This window comes from Microvirga sesbaniae, from assembly GCF_025460805.1.
Taxonomy (GTDB): domain Bacteria; phylum Pseudomonadota; class Alphaproteobacteria; order Rhizobiales; family Beijerinckiaceae; genus Microvirga; species Microvirga sesbaniae.
The window spans coordinates 15,787-37,787 of sequence record NZ_JAMXFJ010000009.1; the positions used below are offsets into that span (position 1 = coordinate 15,787).

The following is a 22,001-nucleotide window of genomic DNA, read 5'->3' on the forward strand; positions in this document are numbered from 1 at the left end:
ATATTGCCATCAGATGTTCTCGGTTTGTTTCAAGGCTTTTTTGCGGCGACTCGGCTTGACACGACCGTGCGCAAGGGCAATTCGCAGATCCGGTTGTGATGCTAAGCTTGCAAGCGTCAATCCCGAGCATTCGCAGAGTTGTGCTCGGTTTCCACGACCGACAAGGAATGTGGTCAATCATCGGGTAGCAAAGCGATACTCAGGAGATGGGTGCGGGTTTGGAGGTGACGATGGACAACGGATTGGAGCGGGGCGAGCGACCCTTGGCAATCTCCGATACCGAACGCCTGCGCCGGATCGGGCAAGATCTCCGTTCTCTTGATGCCGAGGTGATCAGGCAGCCTCTTCCAGAGCGCATTCAGGCAACTTTCGCGCTCATCGATCGGGAGCAGAGACTCCTGAACCTTTGCCTCGTTCGCCGACACACTGAAGCGCGGCGCTGTTCGCAAGACCAACTTGCCCGTGGTTTCACCTGACTCCAGAACCCGGTGAGCTTGAGCCACATCTTCCAATGCAAAGAGAACGAACCTTTGGCACCCGAATGTCCCCTGCTTCCAACCAGGCGGTGAGATCGTTTACAGCCGCGCGCAACAGGTCGACCCGCGGAAACAGGAACGACACATTGAACGCCACGACACCTTTGTTCTCGCTTGTCATCGACAAAGGATTGAAGCGCGGCATCCTCAGCATTCCAAGGGCCGCCTTGAGGTAGTTGATGCGCCCACTCGTTTTGGGCAACAAACTATGAAAGCCATAGACCAACAGCTTGCCTGTGGGCTTGAGATGCGCATAGCCTTGCGCCAAGGTCTCAGGGCCGTTCGCATCAAAGATCAAATCGTAGCCATCAGGGCAGAGGCGCTTTGTCTCATCCCAAAGCGCCTGGGTGGATTTGTCGATCACGGCGTCCGCGCCGAGCCGTCGCACATACTCGACCTTGTGGCTCCTTCCCACCACGCCGGTTACGTGCAGATTGTGCAACTTGCAGAGTTGGATGAGCGCCGAGCCCACTCCGCCGCCCGCCGAATGCACGAGCGCCCTCATGCCGGGCCGGATCACCACATTCTGGAGCAAGCCATGATACGCGGTCAGGTGGACGGCCAGGAAACCAGCCGCTGCCTCGAAGTCCAGAGCCTGAGGCTTAAGCCACACCAGATCTGCTGGGGCACAGACGTGCGTGGAATAGCCGTTGAAGAGAGTGACTCCAAACACCGGGTCGCCGGGCTTCACATGCTCGACCTCACGGCCAACGTCTTCCACCCAGCCTGAATATTCGAATCCGGGCGTGATCGGCCAGCCCACAAACCGACGCGCGGACTCGTACACGCCCCAACGAACACAGATATCAGCATAATTCACCCCCACTGCCTCGGTGCGGATCAAAACCTGTCCCTCGCCAGGTTTGGGCACGGGATGAGTTTCGAGCTTCAGCTGCTCGTATCCGCCAGCTTTGTAAACAACCACTTTACGCATGGATCCTGAAGGTATCGCCGTTCCGCCTCCAGCTTCGACCTGAAACGTCTGCGCTGTCACTGAAGTCCCCTCTTATGGGCGCCGGCGTAGGGCCCCGACAATCGGCCCCATGGGCATGAGCGTGTCCATCCTCTCCAATGAAGGGGCATAGAGGCTGGAGACACTTCCATCCAAGAACAGAGCATTGGGACAACCTAGCTCGTCCCGGAACAAGCGAGCGAATGTGCTGAAAGTGACTGGGTCTTCTGAAATCGCGAACACGACCGTGTCCTGGCCTTTCACGCCGACGCCGTTCCGGATCTTGCGGGAGGTGCTTTGTTCTGAGAACTGAGGGTGGATCTTCCCGTCAATGACGAGCATCGGGCCCGATTGCGTCGCGAAGTCCGGCCTGATTTTCCGCTTCAGATAGGTTCCGGTCTCAAGCACGCCTGCCTGACGGCCTTTGACATAAAAGATGCCGTTGGGCTTGAGGTGGAAGTTTCCGGGCCCGTTCCTTGTGTTGGCCGCCTTTAACTCCTTTCCATTCTCAACGTAAAGCCCTACGGGCGAGCGGTCCTCATGGTACATGCCTGCATTCATCGCGACAGCGAGGCGTGGACCCTCCGGCGTTCCTCTCAACCGATCGAACGAGCCAAGAACATCCCCGTCCGGCCCACGCCAGAACAGTCTCACCTCGTATCGTTGCAGATCCACCGTGCAGACCACGAAGGTGCTGCCAGCATATTGGACTGGCCGACACGGATCGCTAGCGGCCTGAGCCACGGGTCGTCCGGCAGGCAGACCAAGGGACATGAGGGTCCCGGACACCAGGATGATTGCCCGGGAGAGCGAGCGGCCGAGAGTGGAGCTGATAGCGATCATTTGCAGCTTAGGTCCTTTCAGCGGGCGAGATACCGTTCCCGCAGGTGAGTGCGGAACACATCCGCCGAGAGCGGTCGTCCGGTTGCACCCATCAGAAGCTCATCGGTCGTCACCGAACTGCCCTTGGAATGGACATTTGAACGCAGCCATCCGCGAAGGGGTCCGAAATCCCCAGAGGTCAGCCCAGGAAGAATGCTGGAATCCGCATGGCAGGCAGCTTCGAAGAGTTGGGCTGCCGTCATGGCGCCGAGCGTGTAGGTCGGAAAGTAGCCCCACGCGCCACCTGGCCAGTGGATGTCCTGCAGGCAGCCCAGGCTGTCGTTGGGGACGCTCAGGCCGAGAAGTTTCCTGATCTCCTCGTTGAACGCCAAGGGCAGGTCGTCAATCTGAAGAACGCCGGCAATGAGCGCCTTCTCGAGTTGGTAGCGAACCAGGATGTGGGCCGGATAGGTGATCTCGTCGGCATCCACGCGGATGAAGCCCGGCTCCACTCTGGTTAGGATTCGGTGGAGGTTTTCCGGGCTCCAGGCTAGCCCCTCGCCCTGGAAAGTCTCCCGTACGAGGGGAGCAAGATATGTGACGAACTCCCAGCTCCGGCAGGCCTGCATCTCGATGAGCAGCGATTGGCTCTCGTGCAGGCTCATGCCGCGCGCGAGCCCGACCGGCTGGCGATGCCAATCCTCGGGGCGGCCCTGCTCATAGAGCGCATGCCCGGTCTCATGGAGCACTCCCATGAGCGCGCTCATGAAGTTCGCCTCGTCGTACCGGGTGGTGATCCTGACATCACCCGTGGATCCACCGCAGAAGGGATGCAGGCTCACATCGAGCCGCCCCCGGTTGAAGTCGAACCCGACGGCCTGCATCAACTGCTCGCCGATGCGTCGCTGATCGTCGACAGGGAAGGGGCCGTTGAGCGGCTGAATGGCAGGAAAGCCCTTCTGGCGCTCCTGTGCCCCCTGGATCAGGTCCGGCAGTTCGGCGCCGAGTTCGGCAAACAGGGGGTCAATGGCGGCTTGGCGGAGACCCGGGTCGTAACTATCGAGGAGAGCATCGTAGGGGGAAAGCCCCAACGCCTCGCCCTTGGCTTGGCCGATCTGCCGCTGGAGGGCGAGGACCTGGGACAGGTGCGGCAGAAGCAGGGCGAAATCGCCATTCTGCCGGGCTTCGCGCCATACCAATTCCGCCCGGGATACAGCCCTGGAGCTGGCCTCGACGAGGTCGGCCGGAACCGCAGCCGCATGGAGGTAGACCCGCCGCATCTCGCGTAAGTTGGCGCGTTGCCAATCGTCGAGCTGATCGCTGTCTTGGCCCGCCTGGTCCAGGAGGTCGCCTGTATCGGGTGCGGTGAGAAGCTCATGAGCGATGCCCTTGAGCGTCGCGAGTTGGTTGGAGCGACTATCGGCGGCGCCCTCCGGCATCAGGGTCTCGGCATCCCATTGCAGAATGCCGACCGCATCCTCGATCGAGCTGATGCGGGCAAAGCGATCTTCCAGCGTCTTGTAGGTTTCCATGTGGGCGTGAACCCCGTCCTTGGGTTGAGGTGTGAACCCGCAGCCGTTCCCGATGATGCATCGGTTGCATTTGAGCCTGCCTCTGAGGCCCTGCCCTGGCCTTATCCCGGGTGCTTGTGGATCGGGTCGACCCAGTACACCTCCTCCGGCTGTTCCACCGGATCCACATCGGTGATGTTCACGACAACGGCTTCGTTGTCGCTGCGCACCAGAACGCATTCGAGGGGCTCATCCGGGCTGGCGTTGATCTCCTGATGGGGCACGAAGGGTGGCACATAGATGAAATCCCCTGGTCCGGCTTCTGCAACGAACTCCAGCCGCTCGCCCCAGCGCATGCGAGCCTTGCCCCGCACCACATAGATGACGCTCTCCAATTCGCCGTGGTGGTGCACCCCGGTTTTGGCATTCGGCTGGATCGAAACCGTGCCCGCCCAGATTTTCTGCGCGCCCACGCGGGCGTGATTGATGGCAGCTTGGCGAAACATGCCTGGGGTCTGGGCCGTGTTCGGATCGAGGCGGTCGCCCTTGATCACCTGGACGCCGTGGTGCTTCCAGTGCTCGTGCGGATCGTGGACGTTGTCGTGGCTGTGATCTGTCATGGCGCTCTCCGCGACGGTATGGCATTTTGTCCTAGCCCCAGATCACGAGCAAGGAGACCGAGGATAAGACGGCGGGTTCAGGCCTCCGGTATGATGTCATTCGCAAAGAGAAGGCTCCGACTGCAGCAGCGCCTCGGCTCGACGAGTGAACCCTGGACCCCTATTTTAATGGGATGGCCGCTCCAGTGTTCCCCTCCAGCCGCTCCTTGCGTGAGCGGGTCGGTGCCTTCCGTCACCTTCCGTCTCTGTTCCGCCTGGTCTGGCAGGCCAGTCCCGCACTTACAACGGCAAGTCTCGGGCTGCGACTGACGCGGTCGGTCCTGCCCATTCTGGTACTTTTTGTCGGCAAGCTCATCATCGATGAGGTTGTCGCCCAGACACGAATCCCCTCACCAGGGGGAGGATTGAGCGATTGGTTCGGGAGCGGCCGCCTTGATGCTCTCGGCGGGCTGCTCGTTTTGGAGCTGGTCCTCGCAATGGTGGCCGATCTTCTGGGGCGAGCCAGCTCCCTCGTCGACAGCCTCCTGTCCGAACGCTACAGCAACTTTGCCAGCGTGCGCCTGATGGAGCACGCGACGACGCTGGACCTCGAGCAGTTCGAGAGCAGTGATCAGCAGGACCGATTGGAGCGGGCCCGCCGTCAGGTCACCGGGAGAACCACCCTCCTGACCCAGATCTTCGGCCAGGTCCAGGACGTGCTCACGGTCCTGTCGCTCGCTGCCGGCCTGCTCGCCTATGCGCCTTGGCTCATCGTCCTGATCATCCTTGCGCTTTTGCCAGCCTTCGTCGGCGAGGTGCATTTCAACGCTCAGGGCTATCGGCTCAACTACTTCCGCACGCCGGAACGACGCCAACTCGATTACATCCGCTACCTGGGTTCAAGCGTCGAGACTGCGAAGGAAATCAAGCTCTTTGGTCTCAACGTTTTCCTGGTCGACCGATTTAGAGCCTTCGCGGACCGGATGTACGCGGACAACCAGCGGCTTGCGATCCGCAGGGCCGCATGGGGCACGCTCTTTGCCGCACTTGCGTCCTGCGCCTATTACCTGGCCTACGCTCTGATCGTGTGGCGAACTGTCCGGGGCGACTTTAGCATCGGTGACCTGACGTTCCTGTCCGGCTCTTTCCTGCGCCTGCGAGGGCTGCTTGAAGGGTTGCTTCTTGGCTTTTCCCAGATCGCCGGGCAGGCGCTGTACCTGGAGGATCTGTTCTCCTTCTTCGATGTCCGTCCAAGCATCACGTCACCGCCAGCTCCTCGACCATTCCCGCAGCCGCTGGTGTCGGGGATCGTGTTTGAAAACGTGGGCTTCCGGTATCCAGATTCCGATCGCTGGGCGGTCCGGCACCTGAGCTTAACGCTGACGGCCGGTGAGGTTGTGGCTCTGGTGGGGGAGAACGGGGCCGGCAAGACCACGGTCGTGAAGCTCCTTGCCCGGCTCTACGATCCGACAGAGGGACGGATCCTTCTCGATGGCCATGACCTGCGTGAATATGATCTGGCCGACCTGCGACGCCACATCGGCGTCATCTTTCAGGACTTTGTGCGGTTTCACTTCACGGCGGGTGAGAACATCGGAGCAGGCCGCATTGAGGCCACCGATGATCGCAGTCGGATTCAGCAGGCGGCCGAGCGCAGTCTCGCCGATCGCATTATCCGACGCCTGCCTCAGGGCTATGACCAGCCGCTTGGCAAGCGGTTCCACGAGGGGGCGGACCTCTCCGGGGGCGAATGGCAGAAGATCGCTATCGCGCGGGCTTACATGCGGGATGCGGAGGTGCTCATCCTGGACGAGCCAACCGCCGCTCTCGACGCCCGCTCCGAGTATGAGGTTTTCCAGCGGTTTCGCGATCTTAGCGCGGGCAGAACCGCCATTCTCATCTCGCACCGCTTCTCGACCGTACGAATGGCCGACCGCATCCTCGTTTTCGAGAATGGGCAGGTTGCGGAGGCTGGCTCCCACGAAGAGCTTGTTGCATCAGGCGGGCGCTACGCCGAGCTCTTCGAATTGCAGGCGTCTGGTTATCGATGAAGGGATCATGGCACCATGAGATCTGGCTGGCCTCACGGGTAATTTTGCGCAGGCGCCGCCCTGAACCCTGTCGCCGCATCTCTGGTTGGTAACCGCCGCGCCGACGCTGCAACGTCTGCTGTGGATGCTCGACCGGGAGCAGGCGATCATGCCGCGTTGAGAGCAGTCAGCCCAAGGATGCTTCGATCCGTGCCAACCCCTCCTTCGTCAGCGGTTCAATCCTGAGAAGATTGTGCCCTCCCCATGAAACCCGCTTAGAAAAGATGAGACGCACATAGCCAGTGCCCTGGAGCGGGAGGAAATAGAGGCCGTCTGACCCTCCTGCCAGTCGCCTTGTGGATGACAAGCGTCACCTGCTTGCTCTCACAGACCTCTTCAACGGCTTCGACACTCAACACGACTGAACCTCCGAACGGCCAAGCAGCCTATGGGGTCAATGTCGCTCCCGAGGATCCTGTTCTCTCCAGGTTCACCGATCCATAAGGGATGGCTTGCAGCCCTCCCGACCGCGTGATTATCCTCCGTTCAGCACTCTGATGCGTCGAGTGCTCATATTGCTGACCCGCGCAGACGAGTGCCCCATTTAAGGAGCAATATGAGGAGGCGCCCATGACATTCCGTCCCCTGCACGACCGAGTCCTCATCCGCCGCATCGAAGCCGAGGAAAAGACGGCCGGCGGCATCATCATTCCGGATACAGCTAAGGGAAAGCCGCAGGAAGGCCAAGTCGTCGCCGTCGGTCCCGGCGCCCAGGCCGAGAGCGGCAAGGTTGCTGCCCTCGGCGTGAAGGCCGGCGACCGCGTCCTGTTCGGCAAGTGGCCCGGCACCGAGGTGCGGATCGACGGTCAGGATCTCCTGATCATGAAGGTATCCGACATCATGGGCGTCATTGAGGGAGCCGCTGCATCCCAGAAGGCCGCCTGAGCGGCCCACGCGACCGTCATCAGAAGGAGGAAATACGATGGCAGCCAAAGAGGTAAAATTCGCCGTGAATGCCCGCGACAAGATGCTGCGCGGCGTCGACATCCTCGCCGATGCCGTGAAGGTCACGCTGGGCCCGAAGGGCCGCAACGTGGTGATCGAGAAGTCCTTCGGGGCGCCGCGCATCACCAAGGACGGCGTCACCGTCGCCAAGGAGATCGAGCTCTCCGACAGGTTCGAGAACATGGGCGCCCAGATGGTGCGCGAAGTGGCAAGCAAGACCAGCACCGTGGCGGGTGATGGCACTACCACGGCCACGGTTCTGGCCCAGGCCATCGTGCGCGAGGGCGCCAAGGGGGTGGCCGCCGGCATGAACCCCATGGACCTCAAGCGCGGCATCGATCTCGCCACCGCCGAGGCCGTGAAGGACATCCAGAGCCGGGCGAAGAAGGTCGCCTCGTCCGAGGAGATCGCCCAGATCGGCACCATCTCGGCCAATGGCGACGCCGAGGTCGGCCGGATGCTGGCGGAAGCTATGCAGAAGGTCGGAAACGAGGGCGTGATCACCGTCGAGGAAGCCAAGACAGCAGCAACGGAACTCGCCGTTGTGGAAGGCATGCAATTCGACCGCGGCTATCTCTCGCCGTACTTCATCACCAACGCCGAGAAGATGGTGGCCGAGCTCGAGGATCCCTACATCCTCATCCACGAGAAGAAGCTCTCCTCGCTCCAGCCCATGCTGCCGATCCTCGAGGCCGTGGTCCAGACCGGCAAGCCGCTGTTGATCATTGCGGAAGACATCGAGGGCGAAGCCCTTGCGACATTGGTCGTGAACAAGCTGCGCGGCGGCCTGAAGATCGCCGCCGTGAAGGCTCCGGGCTTCGGCGACCGCCGCAAGGCCATGCTCGAGGACATCGCCATCCTCACCGCCGGCCAGACGATCTCCGAAGACCTCGGCATCAAGCTCGAGACCGTCCAGCTCCCGATGCTCGGCCGGGCCAAGACCATTCGGGTGGAGAAGGAAAACACCACCATTGTCGGCGGGGCCGGCGACCGGGAGAACATTGAGGCGCGCATCCAGCAGATCAAGGCGCAGATCGAGGAAACCACCTCGGATTACGACCGTGAGAAGCTGCAGGAGCGCCTGGCCAAGCTCGCCGGCGGTGTGGCGGTGATCCATGTCGGCGGGAGCACCGAGATTGAAGTCAAGGAGAAGAAGGATCGTGTCGATGACGCGCTTCACGCCACGAAGGCGGCGGTCGAGGAAGGCATTGTGCCTGGTGGCGGCACGGCTCTGCTGCGCGCCAAGGCGGCGGTCGCCAGGCTGAAGAGCGACAACCCGGACATCCAGGCCGGCATCAACATCGTGCTGCGTGCGCTTGAGGCTCCAATCCGCCAGATCGCCGAGAACGCTGGCGTGGAAGGCTCGATTGTGGTCGGCAAGATCACCGACAACACCCAGTCCGAGACCTTTGGCTTCGATGCTCAGACAGAGGAGTTCGTGGATCTGCTTCAAGCCGGTATTGTGGATCCAGCGAAGGTCGTCCGCACGGCCCTCCAGGATGCCTCTTCGGTTGCTGGCCTGCTCGTCACCACGGAAGCCATGGTCGCCGAGTTGCCGAAGAAGGAATCGGCTCCGGCGATGCCGGGTGGAGGAATGGGCGGCGGCATGGGCGGCATGGACTTCTAAAGGGTCCGATTCAGGCCGCCCCTTCCTGAGGAAAGCTCAAGTCCGGCAGGCCGGACTTGAGTGGCGGCATGGACTTCTAACCCAGACAGCGAAGCAAGGCCCTGGAGACACCCGGGCCTTGCTCTTATGCCTCTACCGGCCTGTTACCGGATAGCTTTCGCGAGCCGGATGTTCCCGCAGCGTCAGGCCGTCTGGCTCATGAACCCGCCGTCAGATCATGGGACTGATCACGAGCAGCCAGATGTTGATCTGCAGAATCGCCGGAGTTGGAGAAGGACCAAGCAGCTTGGGTTTAGATGGAGTGTGCTTCGGCAAATGAAAGTGTCCGGCAGCGCTTCTTCCCGGCACATCCGCGACATAGACCGAATGTCAGCACACGATCCGAACATCGGACCTTCCTGACGAGCAATCGATTTCGTTGTTTGACCGAAACAGCCATTCCATGGATTGCCGACTGACCGCCACCGGATCAACAAGCTTACTCCGGAACTCCAAGCTTCCGCCACGCCGCATAGATCCGCGGGCGTTGGGCCATGTAATCCGGGTGATCGGACTGCTCCAGGGCCCTGTAGCGTGTCAGCGTCATCCACGGCACTGCCCGCAGCCACCTCTCCATCGGTTCACGCGCCTCCGCCTCGCGTCCAGTGAACACATAGGCCGCCGCCAGCCAGCCATAGGAACTCGGGAAGCCCGGATCGGCATCGATCGCCTTCTGGAATGTCGCAAGGGCGGCCTGGTCCTGCCCCTGGTGCAACTGCGCGACGCCAATATACAGCAACCAGTACACCAGGAAGGGATCGCGCGGACTGAGGCGGATACCCTGCCGCACATAGGGTTCCGTCTTCTCCGGCTGGCCTAGGAGAGCCCAGTTCCAGCCGATCTCGGTGTAGGCCGATGCGAGGTTCCGGTTCAGCGACACCGCCCGCTCAGCCGCCGCAATCGCCTCCTCGCTGCGCCGCTGCGCCCGGCGGAGCAGTGCCTTGTACTGGAAAGCCTGGGCATTGTCCGGTGCCAGGGCGATGGCACGCTCAATCAACTCATCGGCCCTTTGCAGGTGATCCCCGTACGCATCTGTCCAGCGGTTGATCACGTCCCGGATGTGGGTGAAGCCTAGGCCCGTGAGGGCGCTCACCGCCTGCGGGTCCACCTTGAGCGCCTCCTCGAACAGACGTTGCGCCGCGACGTTGTTGTCCCGGGTCTGGCTTGCATAGATAAGGGCCCAGCCGCGCATGGCCAGATCCACCGCATCGGGGTTGTCGGGGCGCTCACGCTGGCTGCGGCGGCTCTCGATATTGACGAGCCGCACCTGCAAGGTGGAGGCGATTCCTGCCGTGATCTCGTCCTGCGTGTTGATCAGGTCGGCCCGCGGGCGGTCGAACTGGTCCGTCCACAAATGCGCTCCGGTCTCGGCATCGATGAGTTGGGCATTCACCCGTACCAACTCGGCGCTGCGCCGGGCACTGCCCTCGAGCACGTAGCGCACGCCGAGATCGCGGCCGATCTGCCGGACATCCACCGCCTTCCCCTTGTAGGTGAAGGCAGTGTTCCGGGCGATGACGAAGCTGCCGTCGATGCGCGACAGCGCCGTTGTCAGATCCTCCGTCAGGCCGTCAGCGAAGTAGTCCTGGTCAGGATCGCCACTCAGGTTGACGAACGGGAGTACCACAAGGGACAGGCGTGGGGCGGTACGGGGAACGCTGGGCGCTTCGGTGCCAAGAGCGGGAGCCGATGTGGTAGCAGGTCCGGCGCCGGGATCGGCCGGACCCTGATCTGCGGCGAACCAGACGCCAACGCCGCCGAGTACGGCCAGACCAGCCGTCACAGCCGCTGGAGGGAGGCGGCGCCACCGGCCTGTTGGTTCGGGGGACGCCTCGGCCGTGTAGGCATCGAAGTGGACCCGATAGCACCTCACCGGACGGGCGATGTTGCGCACGCTCTGCTCCCCCAGATCCTCGAAGACCACCGGAAGCCGGTCACGCACCTGGTCACGCACGGAGCGGGAGACGCAGATGCCGCCGACCTCCGCCAGGGCTTGCAGGCGCGCCGCGATGTTGACGCCGTCGCCCAGGACATCTCCGCCCTCAACGACCACGTCGCCCAGGTTGATGCCGACCCGAAAGCGGATGCGACGATCCTCCGGAACCTTGGATTCACGGGCAACGATGGCGAGTTGGAGTTCGACCGCGCAGCGAACCGCCTCGACCGGACTGGCGAACTCGACCAGAAGGCCGTCGCCCATGGTCTTGACGATCCGCCCCCCGTGGCGGGCAATAGCCGGATCAAGCAGGGTCCGGCGACACACCCTCAGCCGCGCAATCGTGCCTTCCTCGTCGAGCCCGATCAGCCGCGAGTAGGCCGCTACGTCGGCGCAGACGATGGTCGCTAGCTTGCGCTCCATGGAGCGCTCCATCCCTGGTCCAGCCTGACACTCCGAGCCTACTCCCCGCGGCGCGTCAGGGAAAGGCGGCTTCCCGGCGTTCCGACCTCGCGGGAGCACAGGGGCCAACCGGGGACGGCCGTACCCGGTCCACGCAGCCGGGAGGGATTTTCAGGCGCTCACGCCCGCCTCATGGCGAACCGCGGCAGGCGGCCCCGATCGGCCGTCAGGCGACAGCCCCTGAACGAGTGGGCGCATGCCGTGCCAGGAGATCGCTGACCAGTTGCTGCCCCTCCTTCGCGAGCGACAGGAGGGTCCCGGAGTTCCGGGTCGAGCCGAAGTACGGCAGAGACCCAAAGGCGACGTTCAACCCCCGCTGCTCACTTGGTATGTCAATCGCCCGCAAACCGGGCTCCGAATTTCACACAAAAGCGTGTGTCGTCTGAACCATGAGGGGGGTCATGCGTCGTCTCGGCAGTTCAGTGCCTTGAGCGCAGGATGACCTCGATGACCGAAACAGAGCCGACACGCATTCCGTCCAAGCGCGGATTCGCCTGGATTGTCGTTCTGATCCTCGCGCTCGGCGGCGGCGTTCTGGCCTGGCGGCATTCAGGGCCTTCCGGCGGTGCGGAGCACCGGCAGGCCGCGCAGCTTCCGGCCGCCGTGCCGGTCGAGGCAAGCGCAGCGGAACTCAAGGACATTCCGATCGACCTGATCGGACTGGGGTCCGTCCAAGCCGCGACCACGGTGACGGTGCGGAGCCGTGTTGATGGGCAAATCCAGCAAATCGCCTTCGAGGAGGGCAAGATGGTCAAGGAAGGCGACCTCCTGGTGCAGATCGATCCGCGTCCGTTCCAGGCAGGCCTGGGACAGGCCCAGGCCAAGAAGGCTCAGGACGAGGCCCAGCTTGCCAGCGCCCAGGCGGATCTGGCCCGCACCAATCAGTTGGCCGCCCGCGACTTTGCCTCCCAGCAGCAGCTCGACACTCAGCGCGCGGCGGTTAGTAGCCTCCAGGCTCAGATCCAGGCGGACCAGGCCGCCATCGACAGCGCTCAGACGCAGCTCGAATACACGACCATCCGGTCACCCCTCACGGGCCGGGCGGGCTTTCGCCTCATCGATCAGGGCAATATCGTCCATGCCGCTGACCAGAACGGCATCGTGGAGATCGCGCAGCTCGAACCTGTGTCCGTGCTCTTCACGGCTTCCGAGGGCGAACTTCCGGCCATCAACAAGGCGGTGGCCCAGGGTCCTCTGAAGGTCTGGGCTCTGTCGACCGACGGCAAGGACACCCTGGCGGAGGGATCCTTGAGCCTCGTGAACAACCAGGTCGATACGCAAAGCGGCACCATTCGTCTCAAGGCAGCCTTCGAGAACAAGGATCACGCCCTCTGGCCGGGACAATCCGTCGATACCCGACTGAGGGTCAACGTCATGAAGAATGTCCTGTCCGTTCCTGACACGGCGGTTCAGCGCGGCCCGCAGGGTCTGCTCGCCTATGTGGTCAAGCCGGACAACACGGTCGAGCCGCGGCCCTTGAAGGTGGGGCCGATCACGAAAGGGCAGGCTGTCATCGAAGAGGGTCTCAAGGCCGGTGAGCAAGTTGTCACGGCGGGTCACTACCGCCTTGGCCCTGGAGCGAGGGTTGAGGTGAAGAACGCCGTTGCCCAGCAGACCGCCGTCAGGGATTGAGGACATGGGCGGCATCTCGGCTCCATTCATTCGCTACCCGGTTGCAACCACCTTGGTGATGGTCGGGATCTTGTTCGTAGGCTTGATTGCCTATCCGTTCCTGCCGGTTGCGCCCTTGCCGCAAGTCGATTTTCCAACCATCCAGGTCTCGGCCTCGCTCCCGGGCGCCAGTCCTGAGACGATGGCGTCCTCGGTGGCGCAACCGCTCGAGCGACAGTTCTCCCAGATTCCGGGCGTGTCGCAGATGTCCTCCACGAGTGCGCTTGGCTCCACCTCGATCACGGTGCAGTTCGACCTGAACCGCGACATCGACGCGGCCGCGCAGGACATTCAGGCGGCCATCAGCGCCGCCGGCGGCCAATTGCCCAAGAATCTGCCGAGCCCTCCCACCTATCGAAAGGTCAACCCGGCCGACACGCCGATCATGATCATTTCGGCCACATCCGACACGCTGCCGCTGACGGAGGTGGACGACAATGCCGACACCAAGCTCGCCCAGCAGATGAGCCAGATCGCCGGCGTCGCGCAGGTGATCATCGGCGGCGAGCAGAAGCCTGCCGTTCGGGTTCAGCTCGATCCGGCGAAGCTTGCCGCCAAGGATCTTTCGCTCGATGCGATTCGAGGGCAGCTGGAAGTTGCCACCGTCGACAGCCCCAAGGGAACGATCGACGGAGCGACCCGCAGCTTCACCATCTACGCCAACGACCAGTTGACCCGGGCCGAAGAGTGGAACGACGTCATCGTCGCCTACCGGAATGGGGCGCCCATCCGAGTTCGCGACATTGGCCAAGCGGTCTCAGGGCCGGAGGATGCCAGGAAAGCCGCCTGGGCCAACGGCAAGCGTGGCGTGTTCCTCATCGTGTTCAAGCAGCCGGGCGCCAACGTGATCGAGACCGTCGACCGGGTGAAGGCCGAGCTGCCGCGCCTTCAGGCGGCGATTCCACCCGCCATCAAGGTGGAGGTCCTGAGTGACCGTACCCAAACCATTCGGGCCTCCGTCAAGGACGTGCAGCTCACCCTGCTTTTGACCATCGGCCTCGTGGTCATGGTCATCTTCCTGTTCCTCCGCAAGCTATGGGCTACGATCATTCCAAGTGTCACGGTGCCACTCGCCCTGCTCGGCACGGCGGCGCTCATGTACCTGCTGGGCTACAGCCTCGACAATCTCTCCCTCATGGCCCTCACCATCGCGGTGGGCTTCGTGGTCGACGACGCCATCGTCATGCTGGAGAATATCGTCCGTCACGTCGAGGCGGGCGAGAGGCCCATGGATGCCGCCTACAAGGGCTCGTCGGAAATTGGCTTCACGATTCTCTCCATCAGCATCTCTCTGGTTGCCGTCTTCATTCCTCTCCTGCTCATGGGCGGCATTATCGGACGGCTGTTCCGGGAGTTTGCCGTGGTGGTGACAATGACAATCGCGGTCTCCGCCTTCGTATCACTCACGCTGATACCCATGATGGCTTCCCGCCTGCTCAGGCCCGAAGCGGAGGGGCAGGGCCATGGGCGTCTCTACAACCTCATGGAGCGCTTCTTCGCGGCTCTCGAACACGCCTACGAGCGTGGCCTCGACACGGTGCTGCGCTTCCGTTTTTTCACGCTCCTCGTCTTCTTCGCCACCTTGGGGGCAACAATCTACCTGTTCATGGGGATCCCGAAGGGGTTCTTCCCGCAGCAGGACACGGGATTCCTGCAGGGCACCTCCGAGGCCGCGCAGGACATCTCCTTCCAGGAGATGATGCGTCGGCAGGAGGCGCTCGGCGAGATCGTGGGCCGCGATCCGGATGTCGCGAGCTACGCCATGCAGATCGGAGCGGGTGGCGGCGCCTCGACCACCAATAGCGGGCGCATCTACATCACCCTCAGGCCCAAAGAGGAGCGCCAGGCCTCGGCGCAGGACATCATTGCGCGGCTTCGCCCGCAGCTCGACAAGGTGGAGGGCGCACGCCTCTTCCTGCAGGCCTCACAGGACATCAACGTGGGCGGGCGCCAGTCGCGCACCCAGTACCAGTACACTCTTCAGGACGCCAATCTGGACGAACTCGACGAATGGGCTCCGAAGGTTCTCGACAAGCTGAAGTCGATTCAACAGCTGCGCGATGTGGCAACGGACCAGCAGACGGGCGGCACAACCCTGACCCTCACCATCGATCGCGATCAGGCTGCCCGTTTCGGCATCACGCCTCAGCTGATCGACGACACTCTCTACAGCGCCTTCGGCCAGCGTCAGGTGACTCAATACTTCACCCAGCTCAACAGCTACCGGGTGATCATGGAGATCCTGCCGGAGCTTCAGGGGGAAACCGAGACCCTCGATCGGATCTATCTGACATCGCCGTTGACGGGCCAGCAGGTGCCTCTCTCCACCTTCGCCAAATGGACGACCCGTAAGACCGCGCCTCTGTCCATCAGCCATCAGGGTCAGTTCCCGGCAGTGACCATCAGCTTCAACCTGGCGGAAGGCGTGTCGCTTGGCGAGGCGACGCAGGCCGTTCAGCGTGCGGAAGGCGAACTCGGCAAACCTCCCTCCCTGGTCGGCAGCTTCCAGGGCAATGCTCAGGCCTTCCAGCAGTCGCTGTCCACCGTACCGCTCCTCATCGGGGCGGCGCTCGTGGTGGTCTACCTGATCCTCGGTATTTTGTACGAGAGCTATATCCACCCGATCACGATCCTGTCGACGCTGCCCTCCGCAGGACTTGGTGCGTTGGCGACACTGCTTCTGTTCGGGTTCGACTTCAGCCTGATCGCCCTGATCGGCATCATCCTGCTCATCGGCATCGTGAAGAAGAACGGCATCATGCTGGTGGACTTTGCCATCACGGCGGAGCGGGAGGAGGGCCTCTCAAGCCAGGAAGCCATCCGCAAGGCCGCTCTCCTCCGGTTCCGGCCTATCATGATGACCACCATGGCGGCGCTGCTCGGCGGCGTGCCGCTCGTGCTGGGGCATGGAACGGGAGCCGAAATCCGCCAACCTCTGGGTTACGCCATGGTCGGCGGCCTGATTGTCAGCCAGGCTCTGACTCTTTTCACCACGCCGGTGATCTATCTCTACCTCGACGGGCTCTCAACGGCAGCCCGATCCTGGTGGTCAGGGACAGGCGGGGCTGTCGCAGATCGCGAGACGAAACCGGAGCCCATGTCACAGGCTGCAGAGTGACAGGCTCATGATCGATGCAGGAGAAGTACCCGTGCCTTTGAAAGGCCGATCCGCTCTGGTGACGGGCGGTTCGTCCGGCATCGGCGCCGCGGTTGCGCAAGCGCTTGCGGCGGCCGGAGCCAAGGTGGCGGTCCTTTCGGATCACAAGCCATACTTCAGGGAGGGTCACGTTTCAGGGGGCAGACCACGAAGGCTTGGATGATGCATCCGCGGGTTTCGCCCCCATCGTATTGATCTGCCCATGGCATCACCCGCGACCTGGGCACGGCGACGAACTTCGGGCAGGGAGGCAGGAGACGCCCGCGTGTGCGTTGCGCTCACGGGGCGTCCCCTGCCGTATGCTTCATGACGCGCCGGGGAGCTGCGTGATCAGCTTGTCGAGGGTGATCGGATAGCTCCGCACGCGGATACCGGTCGCGTTGTAGACCGCGTTGGCGACGGCCGCGCCGACGCCACACAGCCCAAGTTCGCCGACACCTTTCGCCTTCATCGGTGAGGACATCGGATCGACCTCGTCGAGGAAGATCACCTCCTGGTGCGGGATGTCGGCATGGACCGGAACCTCGTAGCCCGCGAGGTCGTGGTTGACGAAGAAGCCGCGCCGCGTATCGACGGCGAGTTCCTCCATCAGGGCGCCTCCGACACCCATCGTCATGGCGCCGATCACCTGGCTGCGCGCCGTCTTCGGGTTGAGGATGCGGCCTGCCGCGCACACCGAGAGCATGCGCCGCACGCGGGTCTCGGCAGTCGCGGCGTCAACGGCCACCTCGACGAAATGGGCCGCAAAGGTCGATTGCTGATGCGTCTTCTTGAGGTTGCCGAACTCGATCGTGTCCTCCACGACGAGTTCACCATCGCTGGCCGCCTGGGCCAGGGACACACGCCGATCGCCCGACCGGACCTCGCCATCGGCAAAGACGGCGTCCTTGGAATTGAACCCGAGGCGCTGCGCGACCGTCTCGCGGAGCTTGACGCAAGCGGCATAGACACCGGCCGTCGCGCTGTTGGCCCCCCACTGGCCGCCCGAACCTGCCGAGACCGGGAACGAAGAGTCGCCAAGACGAACCGAGATCCTCTCGATCGGGAGACCCATCATCTCGGCGGCGGTCTGGGCGATGATCGTGTAGCTGCCGGTCCCGATATCGGTCATGTCGGTTTCGACCGTGACGACTCCGCGACGGTCCAGCCTCACCCTGGCACCCGACTTCATGGTCAGGTTGTTGCGGAAGCCGGCCGCGACCCCGATGCCTTTGAGCCAGCGCCCGTCCCGCGCGGTCCCGGGACGAGCGTCGCGGGCCGCCCAGCCGAAGCGCCCGGCGCCGACGCGCAGGCATTCCACGAGCTGGCGATGCGAGAACGGCCGGGCGGGATTGCCCGGGTCGACCTGCGTGTCGTTGATGACCCGGAACTCGATCGGATCGAGGCCAAGCCTCTCGGCCATTTCATCCATGGCGATCTCGAGTGCCATCAGGCCGGGCGCCTCGCCCGGGGCCCGCATGGCGTTGCCCTCGGGCAGGTCGAGCGTCGCAAGACGGTTGCCGGTCAGGCGGTGGGCACCGGCATAGAGCAGCTTGGTCTGATCCACGGCGTTCTCGGGATCACCGTCCGGCAGGTTCCCTGACCAGCCCTCATGCGCGATGGCGGTGATCCTGCCGTCTCGCCCAGCGCCGATCCGGATGCGCTGGATGGTCGCCGGCCGATGGGTGGTGTTGTTCATGAGGAACGGCCTCGGCAGCGCGATCTTCACGGGCCGTCCGGCGGCGCGAGATCCAAGTGCAGCCAGGATCATGTCCGACCGGACGAACAGCTTCGACCCGAACCCGCCTCCGATATAGGGGGAGATCACGCGCACGTTCGCCGGGGGGATCTTGAGTGTCTTCGCGACGTCGCCGACGCTCCAGGCGATCATCTGGTTGGACGTCCAGATCGTCAGCTTGTCGCCGTCCCAGGCGGCCAGCGACGCATGCGGCTCCATCATGGCGTGCGATTGGTCCGGGGTGGTGTAGGTTTCATCGAGGCGCACGGCCGCCTCGGCGAAAGCCGTCTCGAACTCACCGACCTTCACGTCGGACTCGGTCGGCCCGAGGCCATCCTTCTCGGCGGTGAGGTCGAACCGGCCCTCGGCCTCCTCGTAGGTGACGTGCACGAGCGCCGCGGCGGCGCGGGCCTGTTCGAAGGTCTCGGCCACCACGACGGCAATGGCCTGATGGTAATGCTCGACCTCGGGGCCACCCAGGAGCGTTGCCGTGTTCCGCGACCCCTTCCCGAGCTGACCGGCCTCCTTGGCCGTCACGATGGCGACCACACCCGGTGCCGTGCGGGCCCGCGAGAGATCCATCGAGGCGATCCGTCCCTTGGCGATGGTCGATCCGACCGGGTAGCCGTAAGCCAGCCTCGCATGAGGATCGTGCCATTCATAGGCATAGGTCGCGGCGCCCGTGACCTTGAGAGGGCCATCGACCCTGTTGACAGGCTGCCCCACGACCTTGAGCTGGTCGATCGGATTCGTAGTCTCCGGCTTGTCGAACTTCATGCCTCAGCTCCTCGCCTCGTCCAGTACGGAGCCGAGCGTCCGCTCGACCAACGGCACCTTGAATGCGTTCTCGTGGGTTGGTGTCGCGCCAGCCAGCAACCGCTCCGCGGCAACCTTTGCGCCGCGCGGAAGCTCGGACTCGGCGGCCTCGACCCGCCAGGGCTTGTGCGCGACGCCCCCCACCGCTATGCGACCCGTGCCGTCCTGCTGGATGACGGCAGCCACTGACACCAGGGCGAAGGCATAGGACGCGCGATCACGAACCTTGCGGTAGAGATGCTTGCCGCCAACGGGCGCGGGCAGCGTGACCGCCGTGATGAATTCACCCCGTTCCAGCACGGTCTCGATCTGGGGCGTATCGCCGGGCAGGCGATGGAATTCGGCAACCGGGATCCGGCGCGTCGTGGCATCGGGCTTCACCGTCTCGACCGTTGCGTCGAGGACCCGCATGGCGACCGCCATGTCCGACGGGTTCGTGGCGATGCAGGCCTCGCTCGTGCCGACGATGCCGAGCTGGCGGGAGAACCCGCCGATGGCGGAGCAGCCCGAGCCGGGCTGACGCTTGTTGCAGGGCTGGGCCGTGTCATAGAAGTAGGGGCACCGGGTACGCTGGAGCAGGTTGCCGGCCGTGGTGGCCCGGTTGCGAAGCTGCCCGGACGCTCCGGCAAGGATCGCCCGCGAGAGCACGCCGTAGTCGCGCCGCACCCGCTCGTCGGCGGCGAGGTCGGTGTTGCGCACCAGCGCCCCGATCCGCAATCCGCCCTCGGAAGTGGCCTCGATCGTGTCGAGTCCGAGCCCGTTCACATCGATCAGGTGCGCAGGCGTCTCGATCTCGAGCTTCATCAGGTCGAGCAAGTTGGTGCCGCCCGCAATGAACTTCGCATCGGGATTGGCCGCAGCGGCGGCGGCCGCCTGAACGGGCGACGTCGCACGCTCGTAGGTAAACGCCCTCATCCCTGCCTCCCGGCGACTTCGGTCATCGCCTCAACGATGTTGGAATAGGCGCCGCAGCGGCAGATGTTGCCGCTCATGCGCTCGCGGATCTCCGCATCGCTCAATGTGACCGGTTGCGTGAGGTCAGGGGTGACATGGCTTGGAATCCCGGCCTTGATCTCACCCAATACGGCGACACCGGAGCAGATCTGGCCCGGCGTGCAGTAGCCGCACTGGTAGCCATCGTGCTTGATGAAGGCCTCCTGCATGGGGTGAAGATTCTCCGGGGTTCCGAGACCCTCAATCGTGGTGATCTCCATGCCCTCGTTCATGATCGCGAGCGTGAGGCAGGAATTCACCCTGCGACCGTCGATAAGGACGGTGCAGGCACCACACTGGCCGTGGTCGCACCCTTTCTTGGACCCGGTCAGGTGCAGGCGCTCGCGCAGGGCGTCGAGAAGGGTCGTTCGGATGTCGATCTCAAGATCGTGGGACTGGCCGTTCACGGTCAGTGATACCTTTGTCAAGGCAGGCGCTCCGGCTGGGGATGGTTGGGCTTGAACCACGGCAGGGACCGCAGTCAGGGCCGCCAAAGTGCCACCGCCGACCATCAGGTCGCGTCGGTTGAGTTCCAGGTCATGAAGGATCGGCATGGTGGTCGATGCTCCTTCCATTCAGGGTCTGATGGCATGTCCCGGGCGAATCCGCCGCTTGGTTCGAGGACACACAGATTGGGCTCAACTGGAACGAGTCTAGGGTAGGGGCGGGCGAAAGATCATGCCCTAAAGCTGCATGCCCTTATGTTCAGGGCTTATGAATGGCCGACGAGACTGGCGCGAAGTCGTTGAATTCCGTCACAAAGCTCGACCAGTCCTGGCCCGCCCGGGGATCGGAACTGACCCGGGCAGGAGGTGTCACGATGTTGTGACGCTTCGCTAGGCGTCGACGATTTGGGACAAGGCTGGGAGGGCAAGGGTCGCGGGGTCGCGGGCCGACGGGATCAGGCCGAGCGGTGAGACGATACGCTCCGGAGCCTCCTGCCGAACACCCCGGCTCCGAAGGGTATCGAAGCGGGCGGCATGGGTCCGGCAGCTTCCCAAAGCGCCGATGAAGTAGGCAGGCTGGGACGCTACCCTTTCCATTAACAAGGGATCCCAGCCGTGGTCGTGGAACAGGAAAATGGCCAAGATCCCTGTCTCCGGCTGAATGAGGGTGATCGGGCGCCGCGCTTCCAGGAGTGCCGCTATGGGGGGATATCAGGGAGCCTTTGGGTTCAGTGCCCTTGTTCTGGTGATCGGTGCCGCCGCCGCGGGTCTTTGTGCCGACCGGGTTCGATCGGATATCGCGGGACAGAGCCCAACAGCAGACTTGCGGCCGGCAGCGTGCTATATTCCGCTCCTGTCACGTGGGAGTCGCGCTATGCGCCTTGTGGTCGCTCTTACTTTGCTCGTTAATCCATCCATGAGCGCCGCAACGGATTGGGCAAGCCCACCGGCCTCCTTGAGCAGGACGTGCAGCGCTTCATCGCAAGTTGAAATCGGTGAGTGTATCGCGCAGGCGTACAAGAAGGCCGATGCTGCATTGAATGAGGTCTGGAAGAAGGCGCTTGCCACCATTCAGCCAACGGACGGCTTAACCCCCGACAGGGCACAGGAATGGCGAGACGATCTTATCGCCGCGCAGCGCGCCTGGAACACCTTCAAGGATAAGGACTGCAGCGGGGCGCGCAGTTTCGAGCTTCTGGGCGGCTCCGGCACGAGCATCGCGGTGATCAGCTGCCTCTACGAGTACACGGTAACCCGCACGAAGGACCTCGAAGAGCGCTATCTGCAGTAATAGCAAATGTGACGAACAGACAACGTGGGCATCATCTCATCCGCACACGGCGCTGTGCTGCTGGGCCGTGGCAGAGCCAGGGAGATTGCCCCTAACGAGCAGTCCGGTGGCGGCCTCGACCTGCACCGGTAGGCTCTCGCCCACGGCGCTCAAGCGGCTTACTGCATCGACAAATGCCAGGCCTGTCCGCACCGGCTGCTCGGCCGCGACCTCCCAGTCCTGCGGGTTCCTGTGAGGGAACCGGAACCTGAGGTGGATGAGGAGATCGACGACCTCCACAATGAGGACGCTGTCATCCGTGAGCTGACCCGTTCGCTGCAACCACGGCAGCGGTGATAGATTGCTCTGCGTCCTGGCGGCCAGCTGCGTGAGCCTCGTACTCACCACAACC

At 63.3% G+C, this 22,001-nt stretch carries 18 protein-coding genes; 8 read left to right on the forward strand and 10 right to left on the reverse strand.

All coding sequences use genetic code 11. The features are described 5' to 3' along the window. Window positions 1-230 precede the first annotated feature (230 nt). Window positions 231-476, forward strand: coding sequence for a hypothetical protein (locus OCW50_RS14245; RefSeq protein ID WP_262298009.1), 246 nt, complete (start codon window positions 231-233; stop codon window positions 474-476). On the opposite strand, the gene OCW50_RS14250 is transcribed toward OCW50_RS14245, so the two are convergent. The 4 genes from OCW50_RS14250 to OCW50_RS14265 form a co-directional block, all read right to left on the reverse strand. Next, window positions 469-1,530, reverse strand: a complete 1,062-nt coding sequence (locus tag OCW50_RS14250) for a zinc-binding dehydrogenase (protein ID WP_262298010.1) — start codon at window positions 1,528-1,530, stop codon at window positions 469-471. The genes OCW50_RS14245 and OCW50_RS14250 overlap by 8 nt on opposite strands. 12 nt (window positions 1,531-1,542) lie before the next feature. Further along, window positions 1,543-2,331: a phosphodiester glycosidase family protein gene (locus tag OCW50_RS14255; protein WP_373371395.1), complete on the reverse strand. Its 789-nt coding sequence runs from the start codon at window positions 2,329-2,331 to the stop codon at window positions 1,543-1,545. 17 nt (window positions 2,332-2,348) lie between these two features. Next, a complete protein-coding gene (locus tag OCW50_RS14260; protein WP_262298011.1) occupies window positions 2,349-3,842 on the reverse strand; it encodes a carboxypeptidase M32 in 1,494 nt (497 codons plus the stop codon). 101 nt (window positions 3,843-3,943) lie between these two features. Further along, entirely contained in the window at window positions 3,944-4,441 is a 498-nt protein-coding gene (locus tag OCW50_RS14265; RefSeq protein WP_173945877.1) for a cupin domain-containing protein, read from the reverse strand. A gap of 173 nt (window positions 4,442-4,614) precedes the next feature. Here OCW50_RS14265 and OCW50_RS14270 point away from each other — a divergent pair, with 173 nt between their 5' ends. The 3 genes from OCW50_RS14270 (at window position 4,615) to groL (ending at window position 9,082) form a co-directional block, all read left to right on the forward strand. Next, entirely contained in the window at window positions 4,615-6,471 is a 1,857-nt protein-coding gene (locus OCW50_RS14270; protein ID WP_262298012.1) for an ABC transporter ATP-binding protein, read from the forward strand. Between the two features lie 609 nt (window positions 6,472-7,080). Then, complete coding sequence (locus tag OCW50_RS14275) at window positions 7,081-7,395, forward strand: co-chaperone GroES (protein ID WP_262298013.1); 315 nt, start codon at window positions 7,081-7,083, stop codon at window positions 7,393-7,395. Window positions 7,396-7,432: 37 nt separating this feature from the next. Then, complete coding sequence (gene groL, locus OCW50_RS14280) at window positions 7,433-9,082, forward strand: chaperonin GroEL (RefSeq protein ID WP_262298014.1); 1,650 nt, start codon at window positions 7,433-7,435, stop codon at window positions 9,080-9,082. 478 nt (window positions 9,083-9,560) lie between these two features. On the opposite strand, the gene OCW50_RS14285 is transcribed toward groL, so the two are convergent. Next, window positions 9,561-11,480 (reverse strand): adenylate/guanylate cyclase domain-containing protein, encoded by a 1,920-nt coding sequence (locus OCW50_RS14285; protein ID WP_262298015.1) that lies wholly within the window; start codon window positions 11,478-11,480, stop codon window positions 9,561-9,563. A gap of 486 nt (window positions 11,481-11,966) precedes the next feature. Here OCW50_RS14285 and OCW50_RS14290 point away from each other — a divergent pair, with 486 nt between their 5' ends. Genes OCW50_RS14290 through OCW50_RS33210 form a run of 3 tightly spaced genes read left to right on the forward strand, consistent with a single transcriptional unit; the run spans window position 11,967 to window position 16,510 of the window. Then, window positions 11,967-13,151: an efflux RND transporter periplasmic adaptor subunit gene (locus OCW50_RS14290; RefSeq protein ID WP_262298016.1), complete on the forward strand. Its 1,185-nt coding sequence runs from the start codon at window positions 11,967-11,969 to the stop codon at window positions 13,149-13,151. 4 nt (window positions 13,152-13,155) lie between these two features. Next, the gene (locus OCW50_RS14295) at window positions 13,156-16,308 is read left to right on the forward strand and encodes a multidrug efflux RND transporter permease subunit (RefSeq protein ID WP_262298017.1); all 3,153 of its coding nucleotides are present in this window, start codon (window positions 13,156-13,158) and stop codon (window positions 16,306-16,308) included. 7 nt (window positions 16,309-16,315) lie between these two features. Then, on the forward strand, window positions 16,316-16,510 hold the full coding sequence (locus tag OCW50_RS33210) for an SDR family NAD(P)-dependent oxidoreductase (RefSeq protein ID WP_315974428.1): 195 nt from the start codon (window positions 16,316-16,318) through the stop codon (window positions 16,508-16,510). Between the two features lie 141 nt (window positions 16,511-16,651). On the opposite strand, the gene paoC is transcribed toward OCW50_RS33210, so the two are convergent. The 4 genes from paoC to OCW50_RS14320 all read right to left on the reverse strand — a co-directional run bounded on the left by paoC (window position 16,652) and on the right by OCW50_RS14320 (window position 20,961). Further along, on the reverse strand, window positions 16,652-18,841 hold the full coding sequence (gene paoC, locus OCW50_RS14305; RefSeq protein ID WP_262298018.1) for an aldehyde oxidoreductase molybdenum-binding subunit PaoC: 2,190 nt from the start codon (window positions 18,839-18,841) through the stop codon (window positions 16,652-16,654). 3 nt (window positions 18,842-18,844) lie between these two features. Beyond that, window positions 18,845-19,795, reverse strand: coding sequence for an FAD binding domain-containing protein (locus OCW50_RS14310; protein WP_262298019.1), 951 nt, complete (start codon window positions 19,793-19,795; stop codon window positions 18,845-18,847). Continuing rightward, on the reverse strand, window positions 19,792-20,427 hold the full coding sequence (gene paoA / locus OCW50_RS14315; RefSeq protein ID WP_262298020.1) for an aldehyde dehydrogenase iron-sulfur subunit PaoA: 636 nt from the start codon (window positions 20,425-20,427) through the stop codon (window positions 19,792-19,794). Before paoA ends, OCW50_RS14310 begins: the two co-directional genes overlap by 4 nt. 282 nt (window positions 20,428-20,709) lie before the next feature. After that, window positions 20,710-20,961, reverse strand: a complete 252-nt coding sequence (locus tag OCW50_RS14320; RefSeq protein WP_262298021.1) for an XdhC family protein — start codon at window positions 20,959-20,961, stop codon at window positions 20,710-20,712. Between the two features lie 232 nt (window positions 20,962-21,193). On the opposite strand from OCW50_RS14320, the gene OCW50_RS14325 reads away from it, so the two are divergent. Next, window positions 21,194-21,610 (forward strand): lysozyme inhibitor LprI family protein, encoded by a 417-nt coding sequence (locus tag OCW50_RS14325; RefSeq protein WP_262298022.1) that lies wholly within the window; start codon window positions 21,194-21,196, stop codon window positions 21,608-21,610. A 36-nt stretch (window positions 21,611-21,646) separates the two neighbouring features. Here the strand turns inward: OCW50_RS14325 and OCW50_RS14330 are convergent, their stop codons facing one another. Next, entirely contained in the window at window positions 21,647-21,994 is a 348-nt protein-coding gene (locus tag OCW50_RS14330) for a hypothetical protein (protein ID WP_262298023.1), read from the reverse strand. Between the last annotated feature and the right edge of the window lie 7 nt (window positions 21,995-22,001).

Excerpts from the sequence above, each read along its gene's own strand:
- OCW50_RS14245 (WP_262298009.1), top strand. The coding sequence starts at position 231 with ATGGACAACGGATTGGAGCGGGGCGAGCGACCCTTGGCAATCTCCGAT.
- OCW50_RS14255 (WP_373371395.1), bottom strand. The coding sequence starts at position 2,331 with ATGATCGCTATCAGCTCCACTCTCGGCCGCTCGCTCTCCCGGGCAATC.
- OCW50_RS14260 (WP_262298011.1), bottom strand. The coding sequence starts at position 3,842 with ATGGAAACCTACAAGACGCTGGAAGATCGCTTTGCCCGCATCAGCTCG.
- OCW50_RS14265 (WP_173945877.1), bottom strand. The coding sequence starts at position 4,441 with ATGACAGATCACAGCCACGACAACGTCCACGATCCGCACGAGCACTGG.
- OCW50_RS14270 (WP_262298012.1), top strand. The coding sequence starts at position 4,615 with ATGGCCGCTCCAGTGTTCCCCTCCAGCCGCTCCTTGCGTGAGCGGGTC.
- OCW50_RS14275 (WP_262298013.1), top strand. The coding sequence starts at position 7,081 with ATGACATTCCGTCCCCTGCACGACCGAGTCCTCATCCGCCGCATCGAA.
- groL (WP_262298014.1), top strand. The coding sequence starts at position 7,433 with ATGGCAGCCAAAGAGGTAAAATTCGCCGTGAATGCCCGCGACAAGATG.
- OCW50_RS14285 (WP_262298015.1), bottom strand. The coding sequence starts at position 11,480 with ATGGAGCGCAAGCTAGCGACCATCGTCTGCGCCGACGTAGCGGCCTAC.
- OCW50_RS14290 (WP_262298016.1), top strand. The coding sequence starts at position 11,967 with ATGACCGAAACAGAGCCGACACGCATTCCGTCCAAGCGCGGATTCGCC.
- OCW50_RS14295 (WP_262298017.1), top strand. The coding sequence starts at position 13,156 with ATGGGCGGCATCTCGGCTCCATTCATTCGCTACCCGGTTGCAACCACC.
- OCW50_RS33210 (WP_315974428.1), top strand. The coding sequence starts at position 16,316 with ATGATCGATGCAGGAGAAGTACCCGTGCCTTTGAAAGGCCGATCCGCT.
- paoC (WP_262298018.1), bottom strand. The coding sequence starts at position 18,841 with ATGAAGTTCGACAAGCCGGAGACTACGAATCCGATCGACCAGCTCAAG.
- OCW50_RS14310 (WP_262298019.1), bottom strand. The coding sequence starts at position 19,795 with ATGAGGGCGTTTACCTACGAGCGTGCGACGTCGCCCGTTCAGGCGGCC.
- paoA (WP_262298020.1), bottom strand. The coding sequence starts at position 20,427 with ATGCCGATCCTTCATGACCTGGAACTCAACCGACGCGACCTGATGGTC.
- OCW50_RS14325 (WP_262298022.1), top strand. The coding sequence starts at position 21,194 with ATGCGCCTTGTGGTCGCTCTTACTTTGCTCGTTAATCCATCCATGAGC.